Here is a 21226-nt window from a genome sequence, read left to right as displayed (position 1 = left end):
GGAATCAGCGAAGCCTAGGGTGATTGCCCCGTAGAGCGCAAGGCGCGCTGTCGAGGCTGGCTTGGTGCCACGCCCGGCCGGTGGCCTGGATCAGCCAGCAGGCGAGGATGAACGGTGCCGTCAGGGGCGGCAGGCCGAGGGCGGTAAAACCTGGCGTGAGCACGCCAGCCAGGCAGATGCCGGTCAGCGGCAGCCAAGGACGGCGCTGTTGGCTGAGGGCCAGCGCCACCAACACCGGGTTGTAGCCGCCCAGCCCGGAAAGGGCGGTTGTGTGTTCATGCTGCGACAAGGCGAAGGCCAGGCCGGCGGCGGAACCGAACAATGCCCACGCGGCGGCGCGACGGTTGGCCAACAGCAGGCCGGTGGCGATCAGCGCTCCGGCCGCCGGGTGGCCGAGAAACATGACCTGGCCCAGTCCGCTCAGAAGCGCGGCCAGCAGGTTGGGTATCGTCAATTCAATCGAGGTGGCGGAGGGCGGCGGCAGAGTGAAACTTATCAACAACCAAGCCAACCCGACAAAGGGCGCGGTGTAGGCGGGCAGGCAGCGAGGGGTTCGGGTGCGCTTGAGCCATTGCTGGGTCAGCATCGCGCTGAGGCCGCCTGCGGCGATGATCAACGGTGGCAACAGCACGGACCAGGGCAACGCGAGGCTCAGCAGCAAGCCCAGCAGGATGCCGTTGTAGCTGAACAGCCCGGCTTGCCGGTCGGCCTTGGCGTAACCGCGTCGCTGGGCCGTCAGCAACCCGGCCACCCCGCCGAGCAACGCGCCGCCGAACAGGGCGGGCGCCGTGAGCAGAATCGCCAACAGGCACAGCAGACCGCACAGCGGATGGCGCTGGAGGAAGATTTGGCTGGAGCCGTTGAGCAGGGCGGTGGCCCACTCGGGGCAGTGGGTGTTGGGCATGATGGGTATGTCTGATGGGACGGAGTTGCCCTTATCGCGAGCAAGCTCGCTCCCACACTGGATTTGCGGCGATCACAAACCCCTGTGGGAGCGAGCTTGCTCGCGATGAGGTCAGTACAAACGCTAGATCAACGTCTCAATGCGCAGCGAATTGGTCGACCCCGGCTGGCCGAACGGCACGCCTGCGGTGATCAGCAAGGTATCGCCACGCTGAGCCATGCCTTGGGCCTGGGCGATTTCCAGGGCGGTGGAACAGACTTCATCCACTTGCTTCAACCGGTCATTGACCACCGAGTGCACGCCCCAGGCCACCGTCAGGCGGCGGGCGGCCTGCAGGTTCGGCGTGAGGTTGAGGATCGGCACTGTCGGCCGTTCCCGCGCTGCCCGCAGGCTGGAGCTGCCCGATTCGCTGTAGTTCACCAGCACCGCCACCGGCAGGATGCTGCTGATGCGCCGGATCGCGCAGCTGATGGCATCCGACACCGTGGCCTCGGCTTTCGGCCGGCTGACGTCCAGTTGCGCCTGGTAGTCGGGGCCGTTTTCCACCTGGCGGATGATTTTGCTCATCATCTGTACGGCTTCCAGGGGGTAATCGCCGGAAGCGGTTTCCGCCGAGAGCATCACCGCATCGGCTCCCTCGGCCACGGCGTTGGCGACGTCGGTGACTTCGGCACGGGTGGGCGCCGGGGAAAAGCGCATCGACTCGAGCATCTGGGTCGCCACCACCACCGGTTTGCCCAGGGCGCGGCAAGTGCCAATGATATTTTTCTGAATCTGCGGCACGCTTTCGGCCGGCACTTCGACGCCCAGGTCGCCACGGGCGACCATGACGGCGTCGCTCAATTCGGCGATTTCCCGCAGTTGGCTCACCGCCGACGGCTTCTCGATCTTCGCCATCAGGAACGCCTTGTTGCCGATCAGCGCACGAGCCTCGCGGATGTCCTCGGGGCGTTGGACGAACGACAACGCCACCCAGTCCACGCCCAGTTCCAGGCCGAAACTCAAGTCGTGCCGGTCCTTGGCGGTCAACGGGCTCAGGTCGAGCACGGCCTGGGGCACGTTCACGCCTTTGCGGTCCGACAACTCGCCGCCGTTGAGCACTTCGGTGTCGATGGCATCGCGGTGCCTGGCGGTCACACGCAGGCGCAACTTGCCGTCGTCCAGCAACAGGTCCATGCCGGGCTCCAGGGCGGCGATGATTTCCGGGTGGGGCAGGTTGACTCGGCATTGATCGCCCGGTGTCGGGTCCAGGTCCAGGCGCAGGGCCTGGCCCCGTTGCAGCAGGACCTTGCCGTCGGCGAACCGACCGACCCGCAGCTTCGGGCCTTGCAGGTCCATCAGGATGCCCAGCGGGTAATTGAGCTGCTGCTCGACGTCACGAATCCACTGGTAGCGCTGGGCGTGGTCGGCATGCTCGCCGTGGCTGAAGTTCAGGCGGAAGATGTTCACGCCGGCCTGTACCAGCGCGCGGATGTCATCGATGCCACGTGTGGCGGGGCCGAGGGTCGCGAGGATCTTGACCTTTTTATCAGGCGTCATGGTTGGGGGTCTCGAGGATCAGGATGGCGCGAAAGTCGTTGACGTTGGTGCGGGTCGGTTCGGTGACGATCAGCGCGTCCAGGGCGGCGAAGTAGCCGTAGCCATTGTTGTTATCCAACTCATCGCTGGCGCACAGGCCCCGTTCGGCGGCGCGGCGATAGCTGTCCGGGGTCATGATTGCACCGGCGTTGTCTTCGGAACCGTCGATGCCGTCCGTGTCGCCGGCCAGCGCGTAGATGCCGGGATGGCCCTTGAGGCTGTCGGTCAGGCTCAGCAGGAATTCGGCATTGCGCCCGCCACGGCCATCGCCGCGCACGGTGACGGTGGTTTCACCACCGGAGAGAATCACGCACGGTGCCGCCAGTGGCTGGCCGTGCAGGGCGATTTGCCGGGCGATGCCGGCGTGGACTTTGGCCACCTCCCGGGATTCGCCTTCCAGGTCGCCGAGGATCAACGGGCTGAAACCGGCTTGACGGGCCTTCACCGCTGCGGCTTCCAGGGATTGCTGGGGACGGGCGATCAGTTGGAAATGACTGCGGGCCAGGCTCGGGTCGCCGGGCTTGACGGTTTCCGATGCCGGGCTTTGCAGCCAACTGCGCACCGACGCCGGCACCTCGATGTGGTAGCGCTGGAGAATCGCCAGGGCTTCGGCCGACGTGCTGGGGTCGGCCACGGTGGGGCCGGAAGCGATGACCGTGGCAAGATCCCCGGGCACATCGGAAATCGCGTAGGTGTACACCGTCGCCGGCCAGCAGGCCTTGCCCAGCCGTCCGCCCTTGATCGCCGAGAGGTGCTTGCGCACGCAGTTCATCTCGCCGATGGTCGCGCCGGACTTGAGCAGGGCTTTGTTGATCGATTGCTTGTCGGCCAGGGTGATGCCTTCGGCCGGCAAGGCGAGCAGGGCGGAACCGCCGCCGGACAGCAGAAAGATCACCCGGTCCTCTTCGCTGAGGTTGCTCACCAACGCCAGCACCCGCTGGGCTACAGCCAGGCCCGCGGCGTCAGGCACCGGATGGGCGGCTTCCACCACTTCGATTTTCTGACAGGGCGCGCCATGGCCGTAGCGGGTCACCACCAGGCCGGACACTTCGCCCTGCCAGCAGCGCTCGACCACCTGCGCCATGGCCGCCGCGGCCTTGCCGGCACCGATGACGATCACCCGGCCGCTGCGGTCGCTGGGCAGGTAGGGTTCAAGGACGTGCTGCGGATGGGCCGCGTCGATGGCTGTGGCAAACAGCTCGCGCAGCAGTTGTTGCGGATCGACCGACATGGCGGGCTCCCGGTTTTTATTATTGGCTGAGTGACGCATGACCTGTGGGAGCGAGCCTGCTCGCGATGAGGATCTGACATCCAACATCAATGTCGACTGAAAGTCGGCTATCGCGAGCAGGCTCGCTCCCACAGGGTTTTTAGGTGTGTCAGTTGTCGCGGATGGAGAAATTGGCCATATGCTCCAACCCCTTGATCAGCGCCGAGTGATCCCAGTTGCTGCCGCCGATGGCCGCGCAGGTGCTGAACACTTGTTGGGCGTTGGCGGTGTTGGGCAGGTTGATGTTCAATTCCTTGGCGCCTTGCAGGGCCAGGTTCAGGTCCTTCTGGTGCAGGCTGATGCGGAAGCCTGGGTCGAAGGTGCCCTTGATCATGCGTTCGCCGTGCACTTCGAGGATCTTCGACGAAGCGAAACCGCCCATCAGGGCTTCACGGACCTTGGCCGGGTCGGCACCGTTTTTCGAGGCGAACAACAGTGCTTCGGCCACCGCCTGGATATTCAGCGCGACGATGATCTGGTTCGCCACTTTGGCGGTCTGGCCGTCGCCGTTGCCGCCCACCAGGGTGATGTTCTTGCCCATGGCCTGGAACAGCGGCAGGGCACGTTCGAAGGCGGCGTTGTCGCCACCGACCATGATGCTCAGGGTCGCGGCCTTGGCACCGACTTCACCGCCGGAGACCGGGGCGTCGAGGTATTGCGCGCCTTTTTCATTGATCTTCGCTGCGAACGCCTTGGTGGCGGTGGGGGAGATCGAGCTCATGTCGATCACCACTTTGCCCGCGCCCACGCCCGCCGCCACGCCGTCGGCGCGGAACAGTACGTCGTCGACCTGGGGCGTGTCCGGGACCATGACAATGATGAACTCGGCTTCCTGGGCCACTTCCTTCGGGTTGGCCAACGCCACCGCGCCGCCGGCCAGCAGGTCGGCCGGGGCCGGGTCGTGGTGCTGGGACAGGAACAGGTTGTGACCGGCCTTTTGCAGGTTCAGTGCCATGGGGTGGCCCATGATGCCGGTGCCGATGAATCCGATTTTAGCCATGTGGAAATCCTCTTGTTGTTATCGCTGCTTCAGGCAAATGAGGGACTGCTTTCCTGTGGGAGCGAGCTTGCTCGCGATAGCGGTGGGTCAGTGCCGGTGATGTTGGCTTTACTGACGTCATCGCGAGCAAGCTCGCTCCCACGGGGGAAAGAGTTGGGTCAGATCGCGTTATGGGTTTTCAGCCAGCCCAGGCCGGCTTCGGTGGTGGTCAGTGGTTTGTATTCGCAGCCAATCCAACCCTGGTAGCCGATGCGTTCCAGGTGTTCGAACAGGAAGCGGTAGTTGATTTCCCCCGTACCCGGCTCGTTGCGGCCCGGGTTGTCCGCCAGTTGCACGTGATTGATCTCGCCCAGGTGCGCCGACAGGGTCCGGGCCAGGTCACCTTCCATGATCTGCATGTGGTAGATGTCGTATTGCAGGAACAGGTTGGCGCTGCCCACCTGCTCGCGGATCGACAGGGCCTGGGCGGTGTTGTTCAGGTAGAAGCCGGGAATGTCGCGGGTGTTGATCGCTTCCATCACCAGCTTGATGCCTTTGGCCTGCAGTTTTTCGGCGGCGTATTTCAGGTTGGCGACGAAGGTTTTTTCCACCAGGGCTTCATCGCAGTTCTGCGGGCGAATCCCCGACAGGCAGTTGACCTGGGTATTGCCCAGCACCTGGGCGTAGGCGATGGCCAGGTCGACACCGGCGCGGAATTCCTCGACCCGGTCCGGCAGGCAGGCGATGCCGCGCTCGCCCTTGGCCCAGTCGCCGGCCGGCAGGTTGAACAGCACTTGGGTCAGGCCGTTGGCATCGAGCAAGGCCTTGAGCTCGGCGGAGCTGTAGTCATAGGGGAACAGGTACTCGACACCACTGAAACCGGCCTTGGCGGCGGCTTCGAAACGGGCGAGGAAATCCTGCTCGGTGAACAGCATGGACAGGTTGGCGGCGAAACGCGGCATGGTGGTCTCCTGTGGATAGTTGGCAGGCCCCCTGTGGGAGCGAGCCTGCTCGCGATAGCGGTGTGTCTGCTTGCATCCGGGTTGAATGTAGCGCCGTCATCGCGAGCAAGCTCGCTCCCACAGGGATGCCGGTCGGTCAGTCGAGCAACGAAATGGCGGTCGGTGCATCGTTGCCCACAAGCGCCAGGTCTTCAAACTCATTGACGGCGTTGATCTCGGTGCCCATGGAGATGTTGGTCACCCGCTCCAGGATGATTTCGACGATCACCGGCACCTTGAACTCCTCGATCATCGCCTGGGCCTGGCGCAGGGCCGGCTGGATACCGGCCGGTTCGAACACCCGCAGCGCCTTGCACCCCAGGCCTTCGGCCACGGCGATGTGGTCCACGCCATAACCGTTGAGCTCCGGGGCGTTGAGGTTGTCGAAGGACAGTTGCACACAGTAGTCCATGTCGAACCCACGCTGGGCTTGGCGAATCAGACCCAGGTAGGAGTTGTTCACCACGACATGGATGTACGGCAGCTTGAACTGTGCACCCACCGCCAGCTCTTCGATCATGAACTGGAAATCATAGTCGCCCGACAGTGCCACGACCTTGCGGCTCGGATCGGCCTTGACCACCCCCAGCGCCGCCGGAATGGTCCAGCCCAAGGGACCGGCCTGGCCGCAGTTGATCCAGTGGCGTGGCTTGTAGACGTGGAGGAACTGCGCCCCGGCGATCTGCGACAGGCCGATGGTGCTGACGTAGCAGGTGTCCTTGCCGAACACCTGGTTCATTTCTTCGTACACCCGCTGTGGCTTGACCGGCACGTTGTCGAAGTGGGTCTTGCGCTGCAGACTGGCCTTGCGCTGTTGGCAGTCTTGCAGCCAGGCGCTGCGGTTTTTCAGCTTGCCGGCGGCTTGCCACTCGCGGGCCACTTCGATGAACACCGTCAGGGCCGAAGCAGCGTCGGAAACGATGCCCAGGTCGGGGGTGAAGACGCGGCCGATCTGGGTCGGCTCGATGTCCACGTGAATGAACGTGCGGCCTTCGGTGTAGACGTCCACCGACCCGGTGTGACGGTTGGCCCAGCGGTTGCCGATGCCCAGCACCACGTCCGATTTGAGCAAGGTGGCGTTGCCATAGCGGTGGGACGTTTGCAGGCCGACCATGCCGACCATCTGCGGATGATCGTCGGGAATGGTGCCCCAGCCCATCAAGGTGGGGATGACCGGGATGCCGGTCAGCTCGGCGAACTCCACCAGCAGGTCGCTGGCATCGGCGTTGATGATGCCGCCGCCGGCCACCAGCAATGGACGCTCGGCCTGATTGAGCATCGCCAAGGCTTTCTCGATCTGCACGCGGTTGGCCGCGGGTTTGGCCAGGGGCAGCGGTTGGTAGGCGTCGATGTCGAATTCGATCTCGGCCATCTGCACGTCGAACGGCAGGTCGATCAGCACCGGGCCCGGGCGGCCGGAGCGCATCTCGAAGAACGCCTTTTGGAAGGCATACGGCACCTGGCCCGGTTCCAGCACGGTGGTGGCCCACTTGGTCACGGGTTTGACGATGCTGGTGATATCCACAGCCTGGAAGTCTTCCTTGTGCATGCGGGCGCGGGGGGCTTGCCCGGTGATGCACAGAATCGGGATCGAATCGGCCGAAGCGCTGTAGAGTCCGGTCACCATGTCGGTGCCGGCCGGGCCCGAGGTGCCGATGCACACGCCGATGTTGCCGGCCTTGGTCCGGGTGTAGCCCTCGGCCATGTGCGAGGCGCCTTCAACGTGGCGAGCGAGGACATGATCGATGCCACCCACCTTCTGCAGAGCGGAGTACAGCGGGTTTATCGCGGCACCCGGGATGCCGAAGGCCGTGTTCACGCCTTCACGGCGCATCACCAGAACGGCGGCTTCGATTGCTCTCATTTTGCTCATGATTTTGTGCCTCTTACGTTTTGTAATTGTATACAAGTGGCTTTGCGAAGAGTGTATTCACGGCGAACGACGCAGGTCAATCCATTTCCTCAAGCACCTGTTTCATTCGTCGGAAGGCTAGGTTTTGCTGCGGCCTTTCGTCGCTAAAGGTGGTTTGTGAAAATTATTGTATACAAAAACATAAAGTGTTGTGTTCTATTTGTTGGGTTAGGTTTTGCTGAAAGTGAAGCCCCCAAGGCTCTCCCATAACAAAAGAAGGACAGCACCCATGAGCGTTCTAACCTTGAAAGTCGCCGTTAACCTGGCCGGGCAAGCCCTTGCCGCCGGTCGTGAAATCAGCGCTGCGCCCTTGACCGTCGCGGTCCTGGACAGTGGCGGACACCTGGTTGCCTTGCAGCGCGAAGACGGCGCCAGCCTGCTTCGCCCGCAGATCGCCATCGGCAAGGCCTGGGGCGCCATCGCCCTGGGCAAAGGCTCGCACCTGCTGGCCCAGGACGCCCAGCAACGCCCGGCGTTCTTTGCCGCTTTGAATGGGTTGGGCCAAGGCAACGTCGTACCGGCCCCGGGTGGGGTGTTGATCAGGGATCAGGAGGGGAGGGTGCTGGGGGCGATTGGTGTCAGTGGGGATGTTTCGGATGTGGATGAGCAGGTGGCGGTCAGGGCGGTGGAGGCGCTGCAGTTGAGGGCGGATGTGGGGGTGCTTGCTTGATTTTGTGGTGAATGGACTGGCGTCATCGCGAGCAAGCTCGCTCCCACAGGGTTTGATGTTGGACACATAATGTCTGAACACCGCAAACCCTGTGTGGGAGCGAGCTTGCTCGCGATGATGACCTCCCAGACACATCCAGCCAAGAGTCTGCCCGGCATTCAAAATCCATTGATCTAGCCTTTGATGACCTGATCATTGGAGAGGCGAAGGAATGCCTGATTTACCCGCTTCACATCGCTTGCGTACTGACCGCTACGGTGAGTTGAATCGAATCTATTTATTGACCTCTAACACGGCTGAGCGAAAGCCGATTTTTCAGGATTTCGCTTTAGGCAGGTTGGTCGTTGAACAGTTTCGATGTGCCCAGGATGAGGGATGGGCGAAGTCACTGGCTTGGGTGGTCATGCCTGATCATTTCCATTGGTTGATTGAATTGCGCAGGGGATCTTTGAGTGAGTTGATGCAAAGGACCAAATCATTGAGTACCAAAGCTGTAAATCTGCGCCTGGGTAATAAAGTCAGTCTTTGGCAACAAGGATTTCATGACCGAGCACTGCGGCGGGAGGACGAGTTGATCATAATGGCGCGCTATGTCGTCGCTAACCCGCTGCGCGCAGGCCTGGTGAAGCGGCTTGGCGATTATCCGCTGTGGGATGCCATTTGGCTTTGACTTGAAATCGAGTTGCCGCTATCGCGAGCAGGCTCGCTCCCACAGGGTTCTGCTGTGAATGTAGACTCTGCGAGCAACCTAAATCCCTTGTGGGAGCGAGCCTGCTCGCGATGGCGGCAACTCGGTCCTGAGCCTAGCGATCCACCTCACACCCCTTCAACACCAACCGAATAATCGTCTGCGCCGCCGCTTCGTAATCCGCCTCATCCAGCTTCGCCTTACCGGTCACGGCGCTGATCTGCCAGTCGAAATCGGCATAGGTCTGGGTGGCGGCCCAGATGCTGAACATCAGGTGGTTGGGGTCGATGGGGGCGATCTGGCCGCGGTCGATCCAGGTCTGGATGCAGTCGATGTTGTGCCGGGCCTGGGCGTTGAGTTGTTCCACCAGGTCGGGGCTCAGGTGGGGCGCGCCGTGCATGATTTCGCTGGCGAAGACTTTCGAGGCGAAGGGCAGGTCGCGGGAGATGCGGATCTTGGAGCGGATGTAGTGACTCAGCACCTCACCGGGTACGCCGTCGGCATTGAACGGTGTCGAAGCCTGGAGAATCGGTTCGATGATGCTCGCCAGCACCTCGCGGTAGAGGTTTTCCTTGGATTTGAAGTAGTAATAGACGTTGGGTTTGGGCAGGCCTGCCTTGGCCGCGATGTCGCTGGTCTTGGTCGCGGCGAAGCCCTTGTCGGCAAATTCTTCGCTGGCGGCACGCAGGATCAGTTCTTTGTTGCGCTCGCGGATTGTGCTCATAAACCCAGGGGTTCCTTGCCTGTTCTGGCGGTGGCGCATGGTAGCACCGGCTTCGCGCGACGCTCAAGAATGCCCCCTAGTGGCCTGTGTGGCCAATTCGTGCACTCAACTTCGGCGCCAGTGCTTGCCAAGCTGCGTTACCATTCCTCGCCGTAGCGGGCTACGACTCGTCATGGCGCCTTGCCTGGCAATCACTAGCACTCGAATTCGAGTACTCGAATTAACCGTACAGGCCACCAGGCACCGCGGCTCGCGGTATGCTGCGCGGCATTATTATTCAAGGAGCCTCCTCCATGGCTGGAAGCAGTTTGCTGGTACTGATCGACGATATCGCCACCGTGCTCGACGATGTCGCGCTGATGACCAAGATGGCCGCCAAGAAAACCGCTGGCGTGCTAGGCGATGACCTGGCGCTCAATGCCCAGCAAGTGTCAGGTGTGCGTGCCGAGCGGGAGCTGCCGGTGGTGTGGGCGGTGGCCAAGGGGTCGTTCATCAACAAATTGATCCTGGTGCCGTCGGCGCTGGCGATCAGCGCCTTCGTCCCTTGGCTGGTGACGCCGTTGTTGATGGTGGGCGGCGCCTACCTGTGTTTCGAAGGGTTCGAAAAACTCGCCCACAAGTTCCTTCACAGCAAGGCCGAGGACCAGGCCGAGCATGCGCAACTGGTCGAGGCGGTGGCGGACCCGGCGGTCGATCTGGTGGCCTTTGAGAAGGACAAGATCAAGGGCGCGGTACGCACCGACTTCATTCTCTCGGCGGAAATCATCGCCATCACCCTCGGCACCGTCGCCGATGCGGCGCTGACCCAGCAGGTGATCGTGCTGTCGGGCATCGCCATCATCATGACCGTCGGTGTCTATGGCCTGGTGGCGGGCATCGTCAAGCTCGATGACCTGGGCTTGTGGTTGACCCAGAAGCCAGGACAGGCCGCCAAAAGCATCGGCGGCGCCATCCTGAGCGCGGCACCCTACATGATGAAAGGCCTGTCGGTGATCGGCACCGCAGCGATGTTCCTGGTGGGCGGTGGCATCCTCACCCATGGCGTGCCGGCGGTGCACCATTGGATCGAAGGCGTGACGGCCAGCGCCGGTGGTGCCGGGTTTATCGTGCCGACGTTGCTCAATGCGGTGGCGGGGATTGTGGCGGGGGCTGTGGTGTTGGCGGGTGTGCTGGTGGTGGGCAAAATCTGGAAAGCGCTGAAAGGCTAAACCTGACAACCCAAAACAACTGTGGGAGCGAGCTTGCTCGCGATGAAGGCCTGACAGTCAGCATTAATGCTTTCTGGTAGACCGCTATCGCGAGCAAGCTCGCTCCCACAGTGGGTTTTGGGGTGGCCGAAAGTTATTCGGCAATCTGCAGTTTGCGCGACTCGGTGTACACGTAGCGCACCTTCTCATACTCGAACGGTGTGTTCAGTTGCCCGTAGCGGAAACTGGTCTGGTAGCGCTTGTCCACGCCACGCAGGAGCAGCAACTCCGGGTGGTTGGAGCTGACTTCGGAGACGTTCAGGAAGTTGATCGCCGATTCGGCCGTGTAGTCCACCAGCAGGCCGGAGGTGTCGCGCAGGTTCGAAGGACCGAAGATCGGCAGCACGAAATACGCGCCGCCCGGCACGCCGTAGAAGCCCAGGGTCTGGCCGAAGTCTTCGCTCTGGCGGGGCAGGCCCATGGCGGTGGCCGGGTCCCACAGGCCGGCGATGCCCACCGTGGTGTTGAGCAGCAGTCGCGCCGTGGTTTCCATCGAACGCTTGCCCTTGAATTGCAGCAGGCTGTTCATCAGGTTCGGCACGTCCCCCAGGTTGTTGAAGAAGTTGCTGACGCCGGTGCGCACGAAGCCGGGGGTAATGTAGCGATAGCCATCGACGACGGGCAGGAAGACCCATTGGTCGAAGCGGTAGTTGAAGTGATAGACCCGGCGGTTCCAGGATTCCAGCGGGTCATAGACGTTCAACGCATTGAGGGTCGAACGCTCGAACTCGCGCTGGTCCAGGCCAGGGTTGAACTTGAGTTTGGTCAGCGGTTCCTTGAAACCGTCCGAATCCACCACCACAGGCGCATTGGCTTTGCTGTTGTCGGCGTGGACCATGCCCGCACTCATTAACGCAGCGATAAGCAGCAGATATTTAGCCACGGAAAAACTCCAGCATGGCGTCGCTGTTGACGCGGTAGTTAAGGTTGCCGCAGTGGCCGCCCAGCGGATAAACCGTCAGGCGATCGCCAAAGGTCTTGCGCAGGAAGCCCAGGTCGCCCGGGCCGAGAATGACGTCATCGGCATTGTGCATGACGGCAATCTTCGTGCTGTCGTGCAGGTAATCCTTCAGCGCGTACAGGCTGACCTGATCGACCAGTTGCAGCAGGCTGCCGCCGTCGGTGCGCGCGCGCCACATCGGGATCACCTGCTCGGTGAGGTAACAGTCGAAATCGCATTGCAGCGCACGCTTGAGGAACGGCGTCAGGCTGGTGCTTTCGGTAATCGGAAACTTGGGTGGGATGATCAGGCCGCGACGGTTGATCAGGTCCGAGGTGAACGCGATGTCGGCCGCCGAGAAACGGAACGAGGTGCCGATCAGCATGGCCATCTGTTCGTTGCTCAGGTGCTGCTTGGACTGTTGAAAGTCATAGAGCAGGGCATCGTTGAGGTCGATGTAGCCTTTTTGCTGGAAGTAGCGGGTCAGCTTGTTCAGCACCAGTTCATAGAACGTCGTGGTGCTGTTGATGCCCTTGACCTCGGTCTGGACCAGTTTGTCCAGGTTGGTGATCGAGGTGTAGAGGTTTACCGGTGGGTTCAGCAGCAGCACTTTCTTGAAATTGAAGCTGCGCCGGGTTTCGTCCAGGTGGGCGACGAAGGCTGCATCCAGGGCGCCGAGGCTGTAGCCGGTCAGGTAGTACTCGGTGACGGGCACTTTCGGGTTTTGCGCGCGTACGGCCTGCATCACCCGGTACATGTCTTCGGCGTCTTCCTTGGTGATGCCCGGGGTGGCGAAGCGCGAAGCGGCACTCATGAAGTCGAAGCTGGTGGGCGAGGACAGCTGCACCACGTGGTAACCGGCCTTGTAGTAAAGGCGCTTGAGGTATTCGTTGAGGGTGCTGTCGTAGCGCGCACCGGTGCCGGCGATCAGGAAGATCAGCGGCGCGGGCTTGTCCTGGGTGGCCATGCGGTAGGTGAGGCTTTTCACTGGCCAGAAGTTGTCCGGCAGGATGAACTCGCGTTCCGGGCGCAGGGTCAGGCTGTGGTCCGCCTGATTGATGTCTTCGATCAGCGGCAGCTCCGGACGCAGGTCCGGCGGCGTGGTGGCGATGGTCGCCTCGAACGGGTTGGTCAAGGGGTAGCCATAGCTGGCGGCGTCTATATCTGCCGCCAGCGCGGACGCACTCAGGATAAGGCCGCCGAGGAGGGCAGCGAAGCGCAAGGAACGGAGCATGACTGGATCCCTTAAAGGAAGGTGCCGAATGGAGTTCGCAGCCTATGACCACCGAAGCGGAGCCAAGTGCCATGACGGGCACAAAACAGGCACGGACGGGGCGCGATAGTAGCGGGACGATACACGGTCATGCGCAGTGGCGGCTAGTTATCTGGCATTTACCGGATTTTGCCTGCAAATCTCACGTGTGAGAGAGGCGTCAATTGCCCGGAATCATTAGCTGGCGTTCTGATGTCGTTTCTCGTTGCTTCGACGTCGCAGGCAGAGCAGGTTCCGGAACGGCACAGGTTGATGATCGATGCTGTCAGTACTCCACTGGCGTTCAGACCGGTTTGAGGGCGAGCGTGATGGGGGCGCTGAGCATCATAACTATACGTTGACGCCGCCCGGCATCCGTCGGGCGCAGCACTTTCGGGGAAGTAACGATGAAGATGCGACGACTCTTGGGCGCAGGTGCCGCACTGGTACTGGCCATCAGTTCCACCTTGGCCAGCGCCGAAACCAAAACCCTGAGCATCGGTTACGTTGACGGCTGGTCCGACAGCGTCGCGACCACCCACGTGGCCGCCGAAGTGATCAAGCAGAAACTCGGTTATGACGTGAAGCTGCAAGCGGTCGCGACCGGGATCATGTGGCAAGGCGTGGCCACCGGCAAACTCGACGCGATGCTTTCGGCCTGGCTGCCGGTGACTCACGGCGACTATTGGACCAAGAACAAAGACAACGTGGTCGATTACGGCTCCAACTTCAAGGATGCAAAAATCGGCCTGATCGTGCCGGAGTACGTCAAGGCCAAGTCGCTCGAGGATCTCAAGACCGACGACTCCTTCAAGAAGCGCATCGTCGGCATCGACGCCGGTTCGGGCGTGATGATCAAGACCGAACAGGCGATCAAGGATTACGACCTGACCGGTTATCAACTCAAGGCCAGTTCCGGTGCCGGCATGATCGCCGAGCTGACCCGTGCCGAGAAGAAAAACGAATCCATCGCCGTCACCGGTTGGGTGCCGCACTGGATGTTCGCCAAGTGGAAGCTGCGCTTCCTGGAAGACCCGAAAGGCGTTTACGGCGCGGCTGAAACCGTGAACAGCATCGGCAGCAAGGAGCTGGGCACCAAGGCCCCGGAAGTGGCCGAGTTCCTGAAGAAATTCCAGTGGGCGTCGAAAGACGAAATCGGCGAAGTCATGCTGGCGATCCAGGAAGGCGCCAAGCCGGATGCCGCTGCCAAGGACTGGGTCGCCAAGCACCCGGACCGTGTGAAGGAGTGGACCGGCAAGTAATCGGTCTGGTCTGAGTGTTCCGAAAACCGCATGAGCGTGTGTCATGCGGTTTTTTTGTGCCTGCAATTCCCAGGTGCATGCAAATCCCCTGTGGGAGCGAGCCTGCTCGCGATAGCGGTGGTTTTGCTTGCATCTATATTGAATCTGCTACCGCAATCGCGAGCAGGCTCGCTCCCACAGGAGGGGTCTCACAGGGGATCCAATGGTAAATGTGCGGAAAACTGGCAAGACCGTCATGTCGTTCTAATACTAAGGTCGTCTGGAACCTGGCCTTGAGCCGCATAGAGTAGGGTTGTTCCAATTAAATCTGTGCTGCGAGGATAAAAACAATGAACGACAGCATTTACCTCTCTATTCAAAACAGCCCGCGCTTCAAGGAGCTGGTGAGAAAAAGGGAAAGGTTCGCCTGGATTCTCTCGGCGATCATGCTTGGGCTGTATTCCGGCTTCATTCTTCTGATCGCCTACGGGCCACACATTCTCGGGGCCAAAATCACGCCTGAGTCCACCATCACCTGGGGGATTCCCATCGGCGTCGGCCTGATTCTCTCGGCCTTCGTCCTGACTGGCATCTACGTGCGACGTGCCAACGGCGAGTTCGACGACCTGAACAATGCGATTCTCAAGGAGGCTCAGCAATGATCCGGCGTCTACTGGCTCTTTTGAGCATCGCAGTGTTCGCACCGAGCGTCTGGGCGGCTGATGCCGTGACGGGTGCCGTGCAGAAACAACCCCTCAACGTCGCGGCTATCCTGATGTTCGTGGCGTTTGTCGGCGCGACTTTGTACATCACCTACTGGGCGTCCAAGAAAAACAACTCGGCCGCCGACTACTATGCGGCTGGCGGCAAGATCACCGGCTTCCAGAACGGCCTGGCAATCGCGGGCGACTACATGTCGGCGGCGTCCTTCCTGGGGATTTCCGCACTGGTGTTCACCTCCGGCTACGATGGTTTGATCTACTCCATCGGCTTCCTGGTGGGCTGGCCGATCATCCTGTTCCTGATCGCCGAGCGCCTGCGGAACCTGGGTAAGTACACCTTTGCCGACGTGGCGTCCTATCGCCTCGGGCAAACCCAGATCCGCAGTCTGTCCGCCTGCGGCTCGCTGGTGGTGGTGGCGTTCTACCTGATCGCGCAAATGGTCGGTGCCGGCAAGCTGATCCAACTGCTGTTCGGCCTGGACTACCACGTTGCGGTGATCCTGGTGGGTATCCTGATGTGCCTCTACGTGTTGTTCGGCGGCATGCTGGCCACCACCTGGGTACAGATCATCAAGGCGGTGCTGTTGCTGTCGGGTGCTTCGTTCATGGCCCTGATGGTCATGAAGCACGTCAACTTCGACTTCAACATGCTGTTTGCCGAAGCGGTGAAGGTTCACCCTAAAGGCGAGGCGATCATGAGCCCTGGCGGTTTGGTGAAGGATCCGATCTCGGCCTTCTCCCTGGGCCTGGCGCTGATGTTCGGTACCGCTGGCCTGCCACACATCCTGATGCGCTTCTTCACCGTGAGCGACGCCAAGGAAGCGCGCAAGAGCGTGCTGTATGCCACTGGTTTCATCGGTTACTTCTACATCCTGACCTTCATCATCGGCTTCGGCGCGATCCTGCTGGTCAGCACCAACCCGGCCTTCAAGGACGCGGCAGGTGCCTTGCTGGGTGGCAACAACATGGCGGCGGTGCATCTGTCCAACGCAGTTGGCGGCAGCATCTTCCTGGGCTTCATCTCGGCGGTGGCGTTCGCGACCATCCTGGCGGTGGTAGCGGGCCTGACCCTGGCCGGTGCCTCGGCGGTGTCCCATGACCTGTATGCCAGTGTGATCAAGAAAGGCAAGGCCAACGAGAAGGACGAGATTCGCGTCTCGAAAATCACCACCATCGCCCTGGCGGTGCTGGCGATCGGCCTGGGCATCCTGTTCGAGAAGCAGAACATCGCGTTCATGGTGGGCCTGGCGTTCTCCATCGCGGCGAGCTGCAACTTCCCGGTACTGCTGCTCTCGATGTACTGGAAGAAGCTGACCACCCGTGGCGCCATGATTGGCGGCTGGCTGGGCCTGGTCAGTGCCGTGGGCCTGATGATCCTCGGCCCGACCATCTGGGTGCAGATCATGGGTCACGAGAAGGCGATCTTCCCGTATGAATACCCGGCGCTGTTCTCGATGATCATTGCGTTTGTCGGGATCTGGTTCTTCTCCATCACCGACAAGTCGGTTGAAGGCGCAAACGAGCGGGCGCTGTTCTTCCCGCAATTCGTGCGTTCGCAGACTGGCCTGGGGGCGAGTGGGGCGGTCAATCACTAAGCAGCGGCAAGCTGAACGCTTCAAGTCAAAGCGGTGCGTTTGAAGAAATACCCCGGTCGAGAGGCTGGGGTATTTTTTTTGTGCCGAGTTTAAGGGGGGGGCAGGTCTGCCGCCATCGCGAGCAAGTTCGCTCCCACAGGGGATCTCCAGTGGGTACAGGTTCTGTGTTCGCAATGGGTCAACTGTGGGAGCGAGCTTGCTCGCGATGGCGCCGGGTCTGCCAATGCAGCTTCTGGATCAGATGAAAAGAGACCCAAACAAAACAGCCCCTGCTCTTATATAAGAAGCAGGGGCTGTTTCAGTGCAGCTTGGGACCTGGCGCAAGGCAGGTCTTACTTGCGGTCTTCCAGCTGGGTGATGTCACGCGACTCGTAGCCGGTGTACAACTGGCGCGGGCGGCCGATCTTGTACGGGCTGGAGAGCATTTCCTTCCAGTGGGAGATCCAGCCCACGGTCCGCGCCAGGGCGAAGATCACGGTGAACATGCTGGTTGGAATGCCGATCGCCTTGAGGATGATCCCCGAGTAGAAGTCGACGTTCGGGTACAGCGAGCGCTCGATGAAGTACGGGTCGGTCAGGGCGATCTCTTCCAGGCGCATGGCCAGTTCGAGTTGCGGATCGTTCTTGATCCCCAGTTCCTTGAGCACTTCGTCGCAAGTCTGCTTCATCACGGTGGCGCGTGGGTCGCGGTTCTTGTAGACCCGGTGACCGAAGCCCATCAGCTTGAACGGATCGTTCTTGTCCTTGGCCTTGGCGATGAACTTGTCGATGTTCGAGACATCGCCGATTTCATCGAGCATGGTCAGTACCGCTTCGTTGGCACCGCCGTGGGCAGGGCCCCAGAGTGCGGCGATACCGGCGGCGATACAGGCGAACGGGTTGGCGCCCGAGGAACCTGCCAGACGCACGGTGGACGTGGAGGCGTTCTGCTCGTGGTCGGCATGGAGGATGAAGATCCGGTCCATGGCCTTGGCGAGTACCGGGCTGATCGGTTTGATCTCGCACGGGGTGTTGAACATCATATGCAGGAAGTTCTCTGCATAGGTCAGGTCGTTGCGTGGGTACATCATGGGCTGGCCCATGGAGTACTTGTAGACCATGGCTGCCAGGGTCGGCATCTTCGCCACCAGGCGGATCGCGGAGATTTCGCGATGCTGGGGGTTATTGATGTCCAGGGAGTCGTGGTAGAAGGCCGAGAGGGCGCCGACAACGCCGCACATGACGGCCATCGGGTGGGCATCGCGACGGAAGCCGTTGAAGAAGGTCTTCAACTGCTCGTGAACCATGGTGTGGTTCTTCACGGTGCTGACGAACTGGGCCTTTTGCTCTGCGGTTGGCAGCTCGCCGTTGAGCAGCAGGTAGCAGGTTTCCAGGTAGTCCGATTTTTCAGCCAGTTGCTCGATCGGGTAGCCGCGGTGCAGCAGGATGCCGTTGTCGCCGTCGATGTAGGTGATTTTCGACTCGCACGAGGCGGTCGACATGAAACCTGGGTCAAAGGTGAAACGGCCCGTGGCCGTCAGGCCCCGTACGTCGATTACATCGGGACCAACGGTGCCGGTTAAAATGGGCAGCTCGACGGGGGCTGCGCCCTCGATGATCAACTGCGCTTTTTTGTCAGCCATGTGGCCTCCTATTAATGCTTGAAATCATCAGACAGACCCCCCACGCAGGGCCCGCACCACTATAGTGAGATAAATCCGAAAGTCAATTTGCCTAAAGTCTTGCTCCAGAAGGCTTTAACCGGACTTTTTCCGCGAAATTGCCTGCCGTTTACGCCTTTTGCGCCATATGTGCAATGCGCTATTAGGGGAAGGTGAACGCGTTGTCATTAGTAGCCTAACTGTCTATACTCGGCCACCGACCGCCAGGGGCTTTTGGGCCTGCTTTCTTGGGGGTCGTCACTCCCTGGGTGGTGAGTACCTGACCAGTGCGCGCCCCAACAACTTTGCCCTGATTGTTAGGGGCTCTTCAGTGTGAAAAAAAAGCCGTGAAAAGCCAACGACCTGTAAACCTAGACCTAAGGACCATCAAACTCCCAGTCACTGCTTACACGTCCATTCTTCACCGTATTTCCGGTGTCATCCTCTTCGTCAGCCTGGCCATCATGCTTTATGCATTGGACAAGTCGCTCGATTCGGAAGAAGGCTTCGGTCAGGTGAAAGCGTGTCTGACCAGTCCGCTAGCCAAGCTAGTGATTTGGGGCATCCTGTCCGCCTTGCTGTATCACTTGGTTGCCGGTGTGCGCCACTTGATCATGGACATGGGCATCGGTGAGACGCTGGAAGGCGGCAAGCTGGGCTCGAAAATCATTATCGCCGTGTCTGCGGTGCTGATCGTTCTGGCAGGAGTCTGGATATGGTAACCAACGTCACGAACCTTTCGCGTTCGGGCCTCTACGACTGGATGGCCCAGCGTGTGTCTGCGGTCGTTCTCGCGGCTTACTTCATTTTCCTGATCGGATATGTCGTGGCAAACCCTGGCATTGGCTACGCCCAATGGCATGAACTGTTCGCAAACAACTGGATGCGTATCTTCAGTCTGCTGGCACTCGTCGCACTGGGCGCTCACGCCTGGGTCGGCATGTGGACCATCGCGACCGACTACCTGACGCAAATGGCGTTCGGCAAGTCGGCGACTGCCGTACGTTTCCTTTTCCAGGCAGTATGCGGCGTTGCGATGTTCGCTTACTTCGTCTGGGGTGTGCAGATTCTCTGGGGTATCTGATCCATGGCTAACATTCCAACGATTTCTTTCGACGCCATCATCATTGGTGGTGGCGGTGCCGGCATGCGCGCAGCGCTGCAACTGGCACAGGGCGGTCACAAGACTGCCGTGATCACCAAGGTTTTCCCGACCCGTTCGCACACTGTATCCGCCCAGGGCGGCATTACCTGCGCCATCGCTTCGGCCGACCCGAACGATGACTGGCGCTGGCACATGTACGATACCGTCAAGGGTTCCGACTACATCGGTGACCAGGACGCTATCGAATACATGTGTCAGGAAGGCCCGGCCGCGGTGTTCGAGCTGGACCACATGGGCATGCCGTTCTCGCGTACCGAGCAAGGTCGTATCTACCAGCGTCCGTTCGGCGGCCAGTCCAAGGACTACGGCAAGGGCGGCCAGGCAGCGCGTACTTGCGCGGCGTCCGACCGTACCGGTCACGCACTGCTGCACACCCTGTACCAGGGCAACCTGAAAGCCGGTACCACGTTCCTGAACGAGTACTACGCCGTTGATCTGGTGAAGAACCAGGACGGCGCCTTCGTCGGTGTGATCGCGATCTGCATCGAAACCGGCGAAACCACCTACATCCGCGCCAAGGCCACCGTACTGGCGACCGGCGGTGCGGGCCGTATCTACGCATCCACCACCAATGCCCTGATCAACACCGGTGACGGCGTTGGCATGGCCCTGCGTGCTGGCGTGCCGGTACAAGACATCGAAATGTGGCAGTTCCACCCGACCGGCATCGCCGGCGCCGGTGTACTGGTCACCGAAGGTTGCCGCGGTGAAGGCGGCTACCTGATCAACAAGCACGGCGAGCGTTTCATGGAACGTTATGCGCCGAACGCCAAGGACCTTGCCGGTCGTGACGTTGTGGCTCGTTCGATGGTTAAAGAGATCATCGCCGGCAACGGCTGTGGCCCGAATGGCGACCACGTGATGCTCAAGCTCGATCACCTGGGCGAGGAAGTGCTGCACAGCCGCCTGCCAGGTATCTGCGAACTGTCCAAGACCTTCGCCCACGTCGACCCGGTCGTCGCGCCGGTTCCAGTGGTTCCAACCTGCCACTATATGATGGGCGGCGTTGCCACCAACATTCACGGCCAGGCGATCACCCAGAACGCCGAAGGCGTGGACGAAATCATCCCTGGCCTGTTCGCAGTGGGTGAAGTGGCGTGCGTATCGGTCCACGGTGCCAACCGCCTGGGCGGCAACTCGTTGCTCGACCTGGTGGTCTTCGGTCGCGCCGCCGGCCTGCACCTGGAAAAAGCGCTGTCCGACGGTATCGAATATGACGATGCCACCGACGCCAACATCGAAGCCGCCCTGGCGCGTCTGTCCGCTCTGAACGAGCGTACCGAAGGCGAAGACGTGGCCACCCTGCGTCGCGAGTTGCAAAACTGCATGCAGAACTACTTCGGTGTGTTCCGTACCGGCGAATACATGCAGAAGGGTATCGCCCAGTTGGCACAATTGCGTGAACGAATCGCCAACGTGAAGATCAACGATAAGTCGCAGGCGTTCAACACTGCCCGTATCGAAGCGCTGGAATTGCAGAACCTGCTGGAAGTGGCCGAAGCCACCGCCATCGCCGCAGAAGTGCGTAAAGAGTCCCGTGGTGCCCACGCCCGCGAAGACTTCGAAGACCGTGACGACGAAAACTGGCTGTGCCACACCTTGTACTTCCCGGGTGAAAAACGCGTCGCCAAGCGTGCCGTGAACTTCTCGCCGAAGACTGTTCCGACTTTCGAACCAAAAGTCCGGACTTATTAAGGG

Annotated in this window: 19 protein-coding genes; 9 read left to right on the top strand and 10 right to left on the bottom strand. The window is 60.9% G+C overall.

The genetic code is table 11. The annotated features are described in order from the left end of the window. Positions 1 to 4: 4 nt before the first annotated feature. From AC515T_RS21030 to gcl, 6 genes are all read right to left on the bottom strand, one after another. Entirely contained in the window at positions 5 to 904 is a 900-nt protein-coding gene (locus AC515T_RS21030) for an urea transporter (RefSeq protein ID WP_496529877.1), read from the bottom strand. Positions 905 to 1027: 123 nt separating this feature from the next. Beyond that, entirely contained in the window at positions 1028 to 2443 is a 1416-nt protein-coding gene (gene pyk, locus AC515T_RS21025; protein WP_496529876.1) for a pyruvate kinase, read from the bottom strand. Beyond that, positions 2433 to 3713, bottom strand: coding sequence for a glycerate kinase type-2 family protein (locus tag AC515T_RS21020; protein WP_496529875.1), 1281 nt, complete (start codon positions 3711 to 3713; stop codon positions 2433 to 2435). The genes pyk and AC515T_RS21020 overlap by 11 nt, the downstream gene beginning before the upstream one ends. A 148-nt stretch (positions 3714 to 3861) precedes the next feature. Next, positions 3862 to 4752, bottom strand: a complete 891-nt coding sequence (locus AC515T_RS21015; protein WP_496529874.1) for a 2-hydroxy-3-oxopropionate reductase — start codon at positions 4750 to 4752, stop codon at positions 3862 to 3864. A gap of 158 nt (positions 4753 to 4910) precedes the next feature. Further along, positions 4911 to 5693 (bottom strand): hydroxypyruvate isomerase, encoded by a 783-nt coding sequence (hyi, locus tag AC515T_RS21010; protein ID WP_496529873.1) that lies wholly within the window; start codon positions 5691 to 5693, stop codon positions 4911 to 4913. A gap of 136 nt (positions 5694 to 5829) precedes the next feature. Next, on the bottom strand, positions 5830 to 7605 hold the full coding sequence (gene gcl, locus AC515T_RS21005) for a glyoxylate carboligase (protein WP_496529872.1): 1776 nt from the start codon (positions 7603 to 7605) through the stop codon (positions 5830 to 5832). Between the two features lie 268 nt (positions 7606 to 7873). On the opposite strand from gcl, the gene AC515T_RS21000 reads away from it, so the two are divergent. Both AC515T_RS21000 and AC515T_RS20995 read left to right on the top strand, forming a co-directional pair. Continuing rightward, entirely contained in the window at positions 7874 to 8314 is a 441-nt protein-coding gene (locus AC515T_RS21000; protein WP_496529871.1) for a GlcG/HbpS family heme-binding protein, read from the top strand. Between the two features lie 211 nt (positions 8315 to 8525). Continuing rightward, a complete protein-coding gene (locus tag AC515T_RS20995; protein ID WP_496529870.1) occupies positions 8526 to 8984 on the top strand; it encodes an REP-associated tyrosine transposase in 459 nt (152 codons plus the stop codon). 133 nt (positions 8985 to 9117) lie between these two features. On the opposite strand, the gene AC515T_RS20990 is transcribed toward AC515T_RS20995, so the two are convergent. After that, positions 9118 to 9726 carry a TetR/AcrR family transcriptional regulator gene (locus AC515T_RS20990; protein WP_496529869.1) on the bottom strand — a complete coding sequence of 203 codons (609 nt, stop codon included), beginning with the start codon at positions 9724 to 9726 and terminating at the stop codon, positions 9118 to 9120. Positions 9727 to 10019: 293 nt separating this feature from the next. Here AC515T_RS20990 and AC515T_RS20985 point away from each other — a divergent pair, with 293 nt between their 5' ends. Next, positions 10020 to 10934, top strand: coding sequence for a DUF808 domain-containing protein (locus AC515T_RS20985; RefSeq protein WP_496529868.1), 915 nt, complete (start codon positions 10020 to 10022; stop codon positions 10932 to 10934). 133 nt (positions 10935 to 11067) lie between these two features. On the opposite strand, the gene AC515T_RS20980 is transcribed toward AC515T_RS20985, so the two are convergent. Further along, complete coding sequence (locus AC515T_RS20980; RefSeq protein WP_046063621.1) at positions 11068 to 11856, bottom strand: MlaA family lipoprotein; 789 nt, start codon at positions 11854 to 11856, stop codon at positions 11068 to 11070. Continuing rightward, the gene (locus AC515T_RS20975) at positions 11849 to 13147 is read right to left on the bottom strand and encodes a serine/threonine protein kinase (protein WP_496529867.1); all 1299 of its coding nucleotides are present in this window, start codon (positions 13145 to 13147) and stop codon (positions 11849 to 11851) included. Before AC515T_RS20975 ends, AC515T_RS20980 begins: the two co-directional genes overlap by 8 nt. A gap of 425 nt (positions 13148 to 13572) precedes the next feature. Here AC515T_RS20975 and AC515T_RS20970 point away from each other — a divergent pair, with 425 nt between their 5' ends. From AC515T_RS20970 to AC515T_RS20960, 3 genes are all read left to right on the top strand, one after another. Then, complete coding sequence (locus tag AC515T_RS20970) at positions 13573 to 14427, top strand: glycine betaine ABC transporter substrate-binding protein (protein WP_496529866.1); 855 nt, start codon at positions 13573 to 13575, stop codon at positions 14425 to 14427. A 329-nt stretch (positions 14428 to 14756) separates the two neighbouring features. After that, positions 14757 to 15068 carry a DUF485 domain-containing protein gene (locus tag AC515T_RS20965; protein WP_072393609.1) on the top strand — a complete coding sequence of 104 codons (312 nt, stop codon included), beginning with the start codon at positions 14757 to 14759 and terminating at the stop codon, positions 15066 to 15068. Further along, positions 15065 to 16723, top strand: coding sequence for a cation acetate symporter (locus AC515T_RS20960; protein WP_496529865.1), 1659 nt, complete (start codon positions 15065 to 15067; stop codon positions 16721 to 16723). Before AC515T_RS20965 ends, AC515T_RS20960 begins: the two co-directional genes overlap by 4 nt. 332 nt (positions 16724 to 17055) lie before the next feature. Here AC515T_RS20960 and gltA read toward each other — a convergent pair whose 3' ends face one another. Further along, on the bottom strand, positions 17056 to 18345 hold the full coding sequence (gene gltA / locus AC515T_RS20955) for a citrate synthase (protein WP_003204440.1): 1290 nt from the start codon (positions 18343 to 18345) through the stop codon (positions 17056 to 17058). A 365-nt stretch (positions 18346 to 18710) separates the two neighbouring features. Between gltA and sdhC the strand changes: the two genes are divergently transcribed. From sdhC to sdhA, 3 genes are read left to right on the top strand one after another with little or no spacing between them, the layout of a single operon-like run. Next, positions 18711 to 19085: a succinate dehydrogenase, cytochrome b556 subunit gene (sdhC, locus tag AC515T_RS20950; RefSeq protein WP_003179220.1), complete on the top strand. Its 375-nt coding sequence runs from the start codon at positions 18711 to 18713 to the stop codon at positions 19083 to 19085. After that, complete coding sequence (sdhD, locus tag AC515T_RS20945) at positions 19079 to 19447, top strand: succinate dehydrogenase, hydrophobic membrane anchor protein (RefSeq protein ID WP_030138327.1); 369 nt, start codon at positions 19079 to 19081, stop codon at positions 19445 to 19447. Before sdhC ends, sdhD begins: the two co-directional genes overlap by 7 nt. A 3-nt stretch (positions 19448 to 19450) precedes the next feature. Next, entirely contained in the window at positions 19451 to 21223 is a 1773-nt protein-coding gene (gene sdhA / locus AC515T_RS20940; protein WP_063324841.1) for a succinate dehydrogenase flavoprotein subunit, read from the top strand. Positions 21224 to 21226: the final 3 nt, after the last annotated feature.

It is taken from the genome of Pseudomonas sp. FSO-7 (assembly GCF_059579345.1).
The sequence above is the reverse complement of the archived record's forward strand: the minus strand, read 5'-3'. Positions and strand labels throughout refer to the sequence as shown.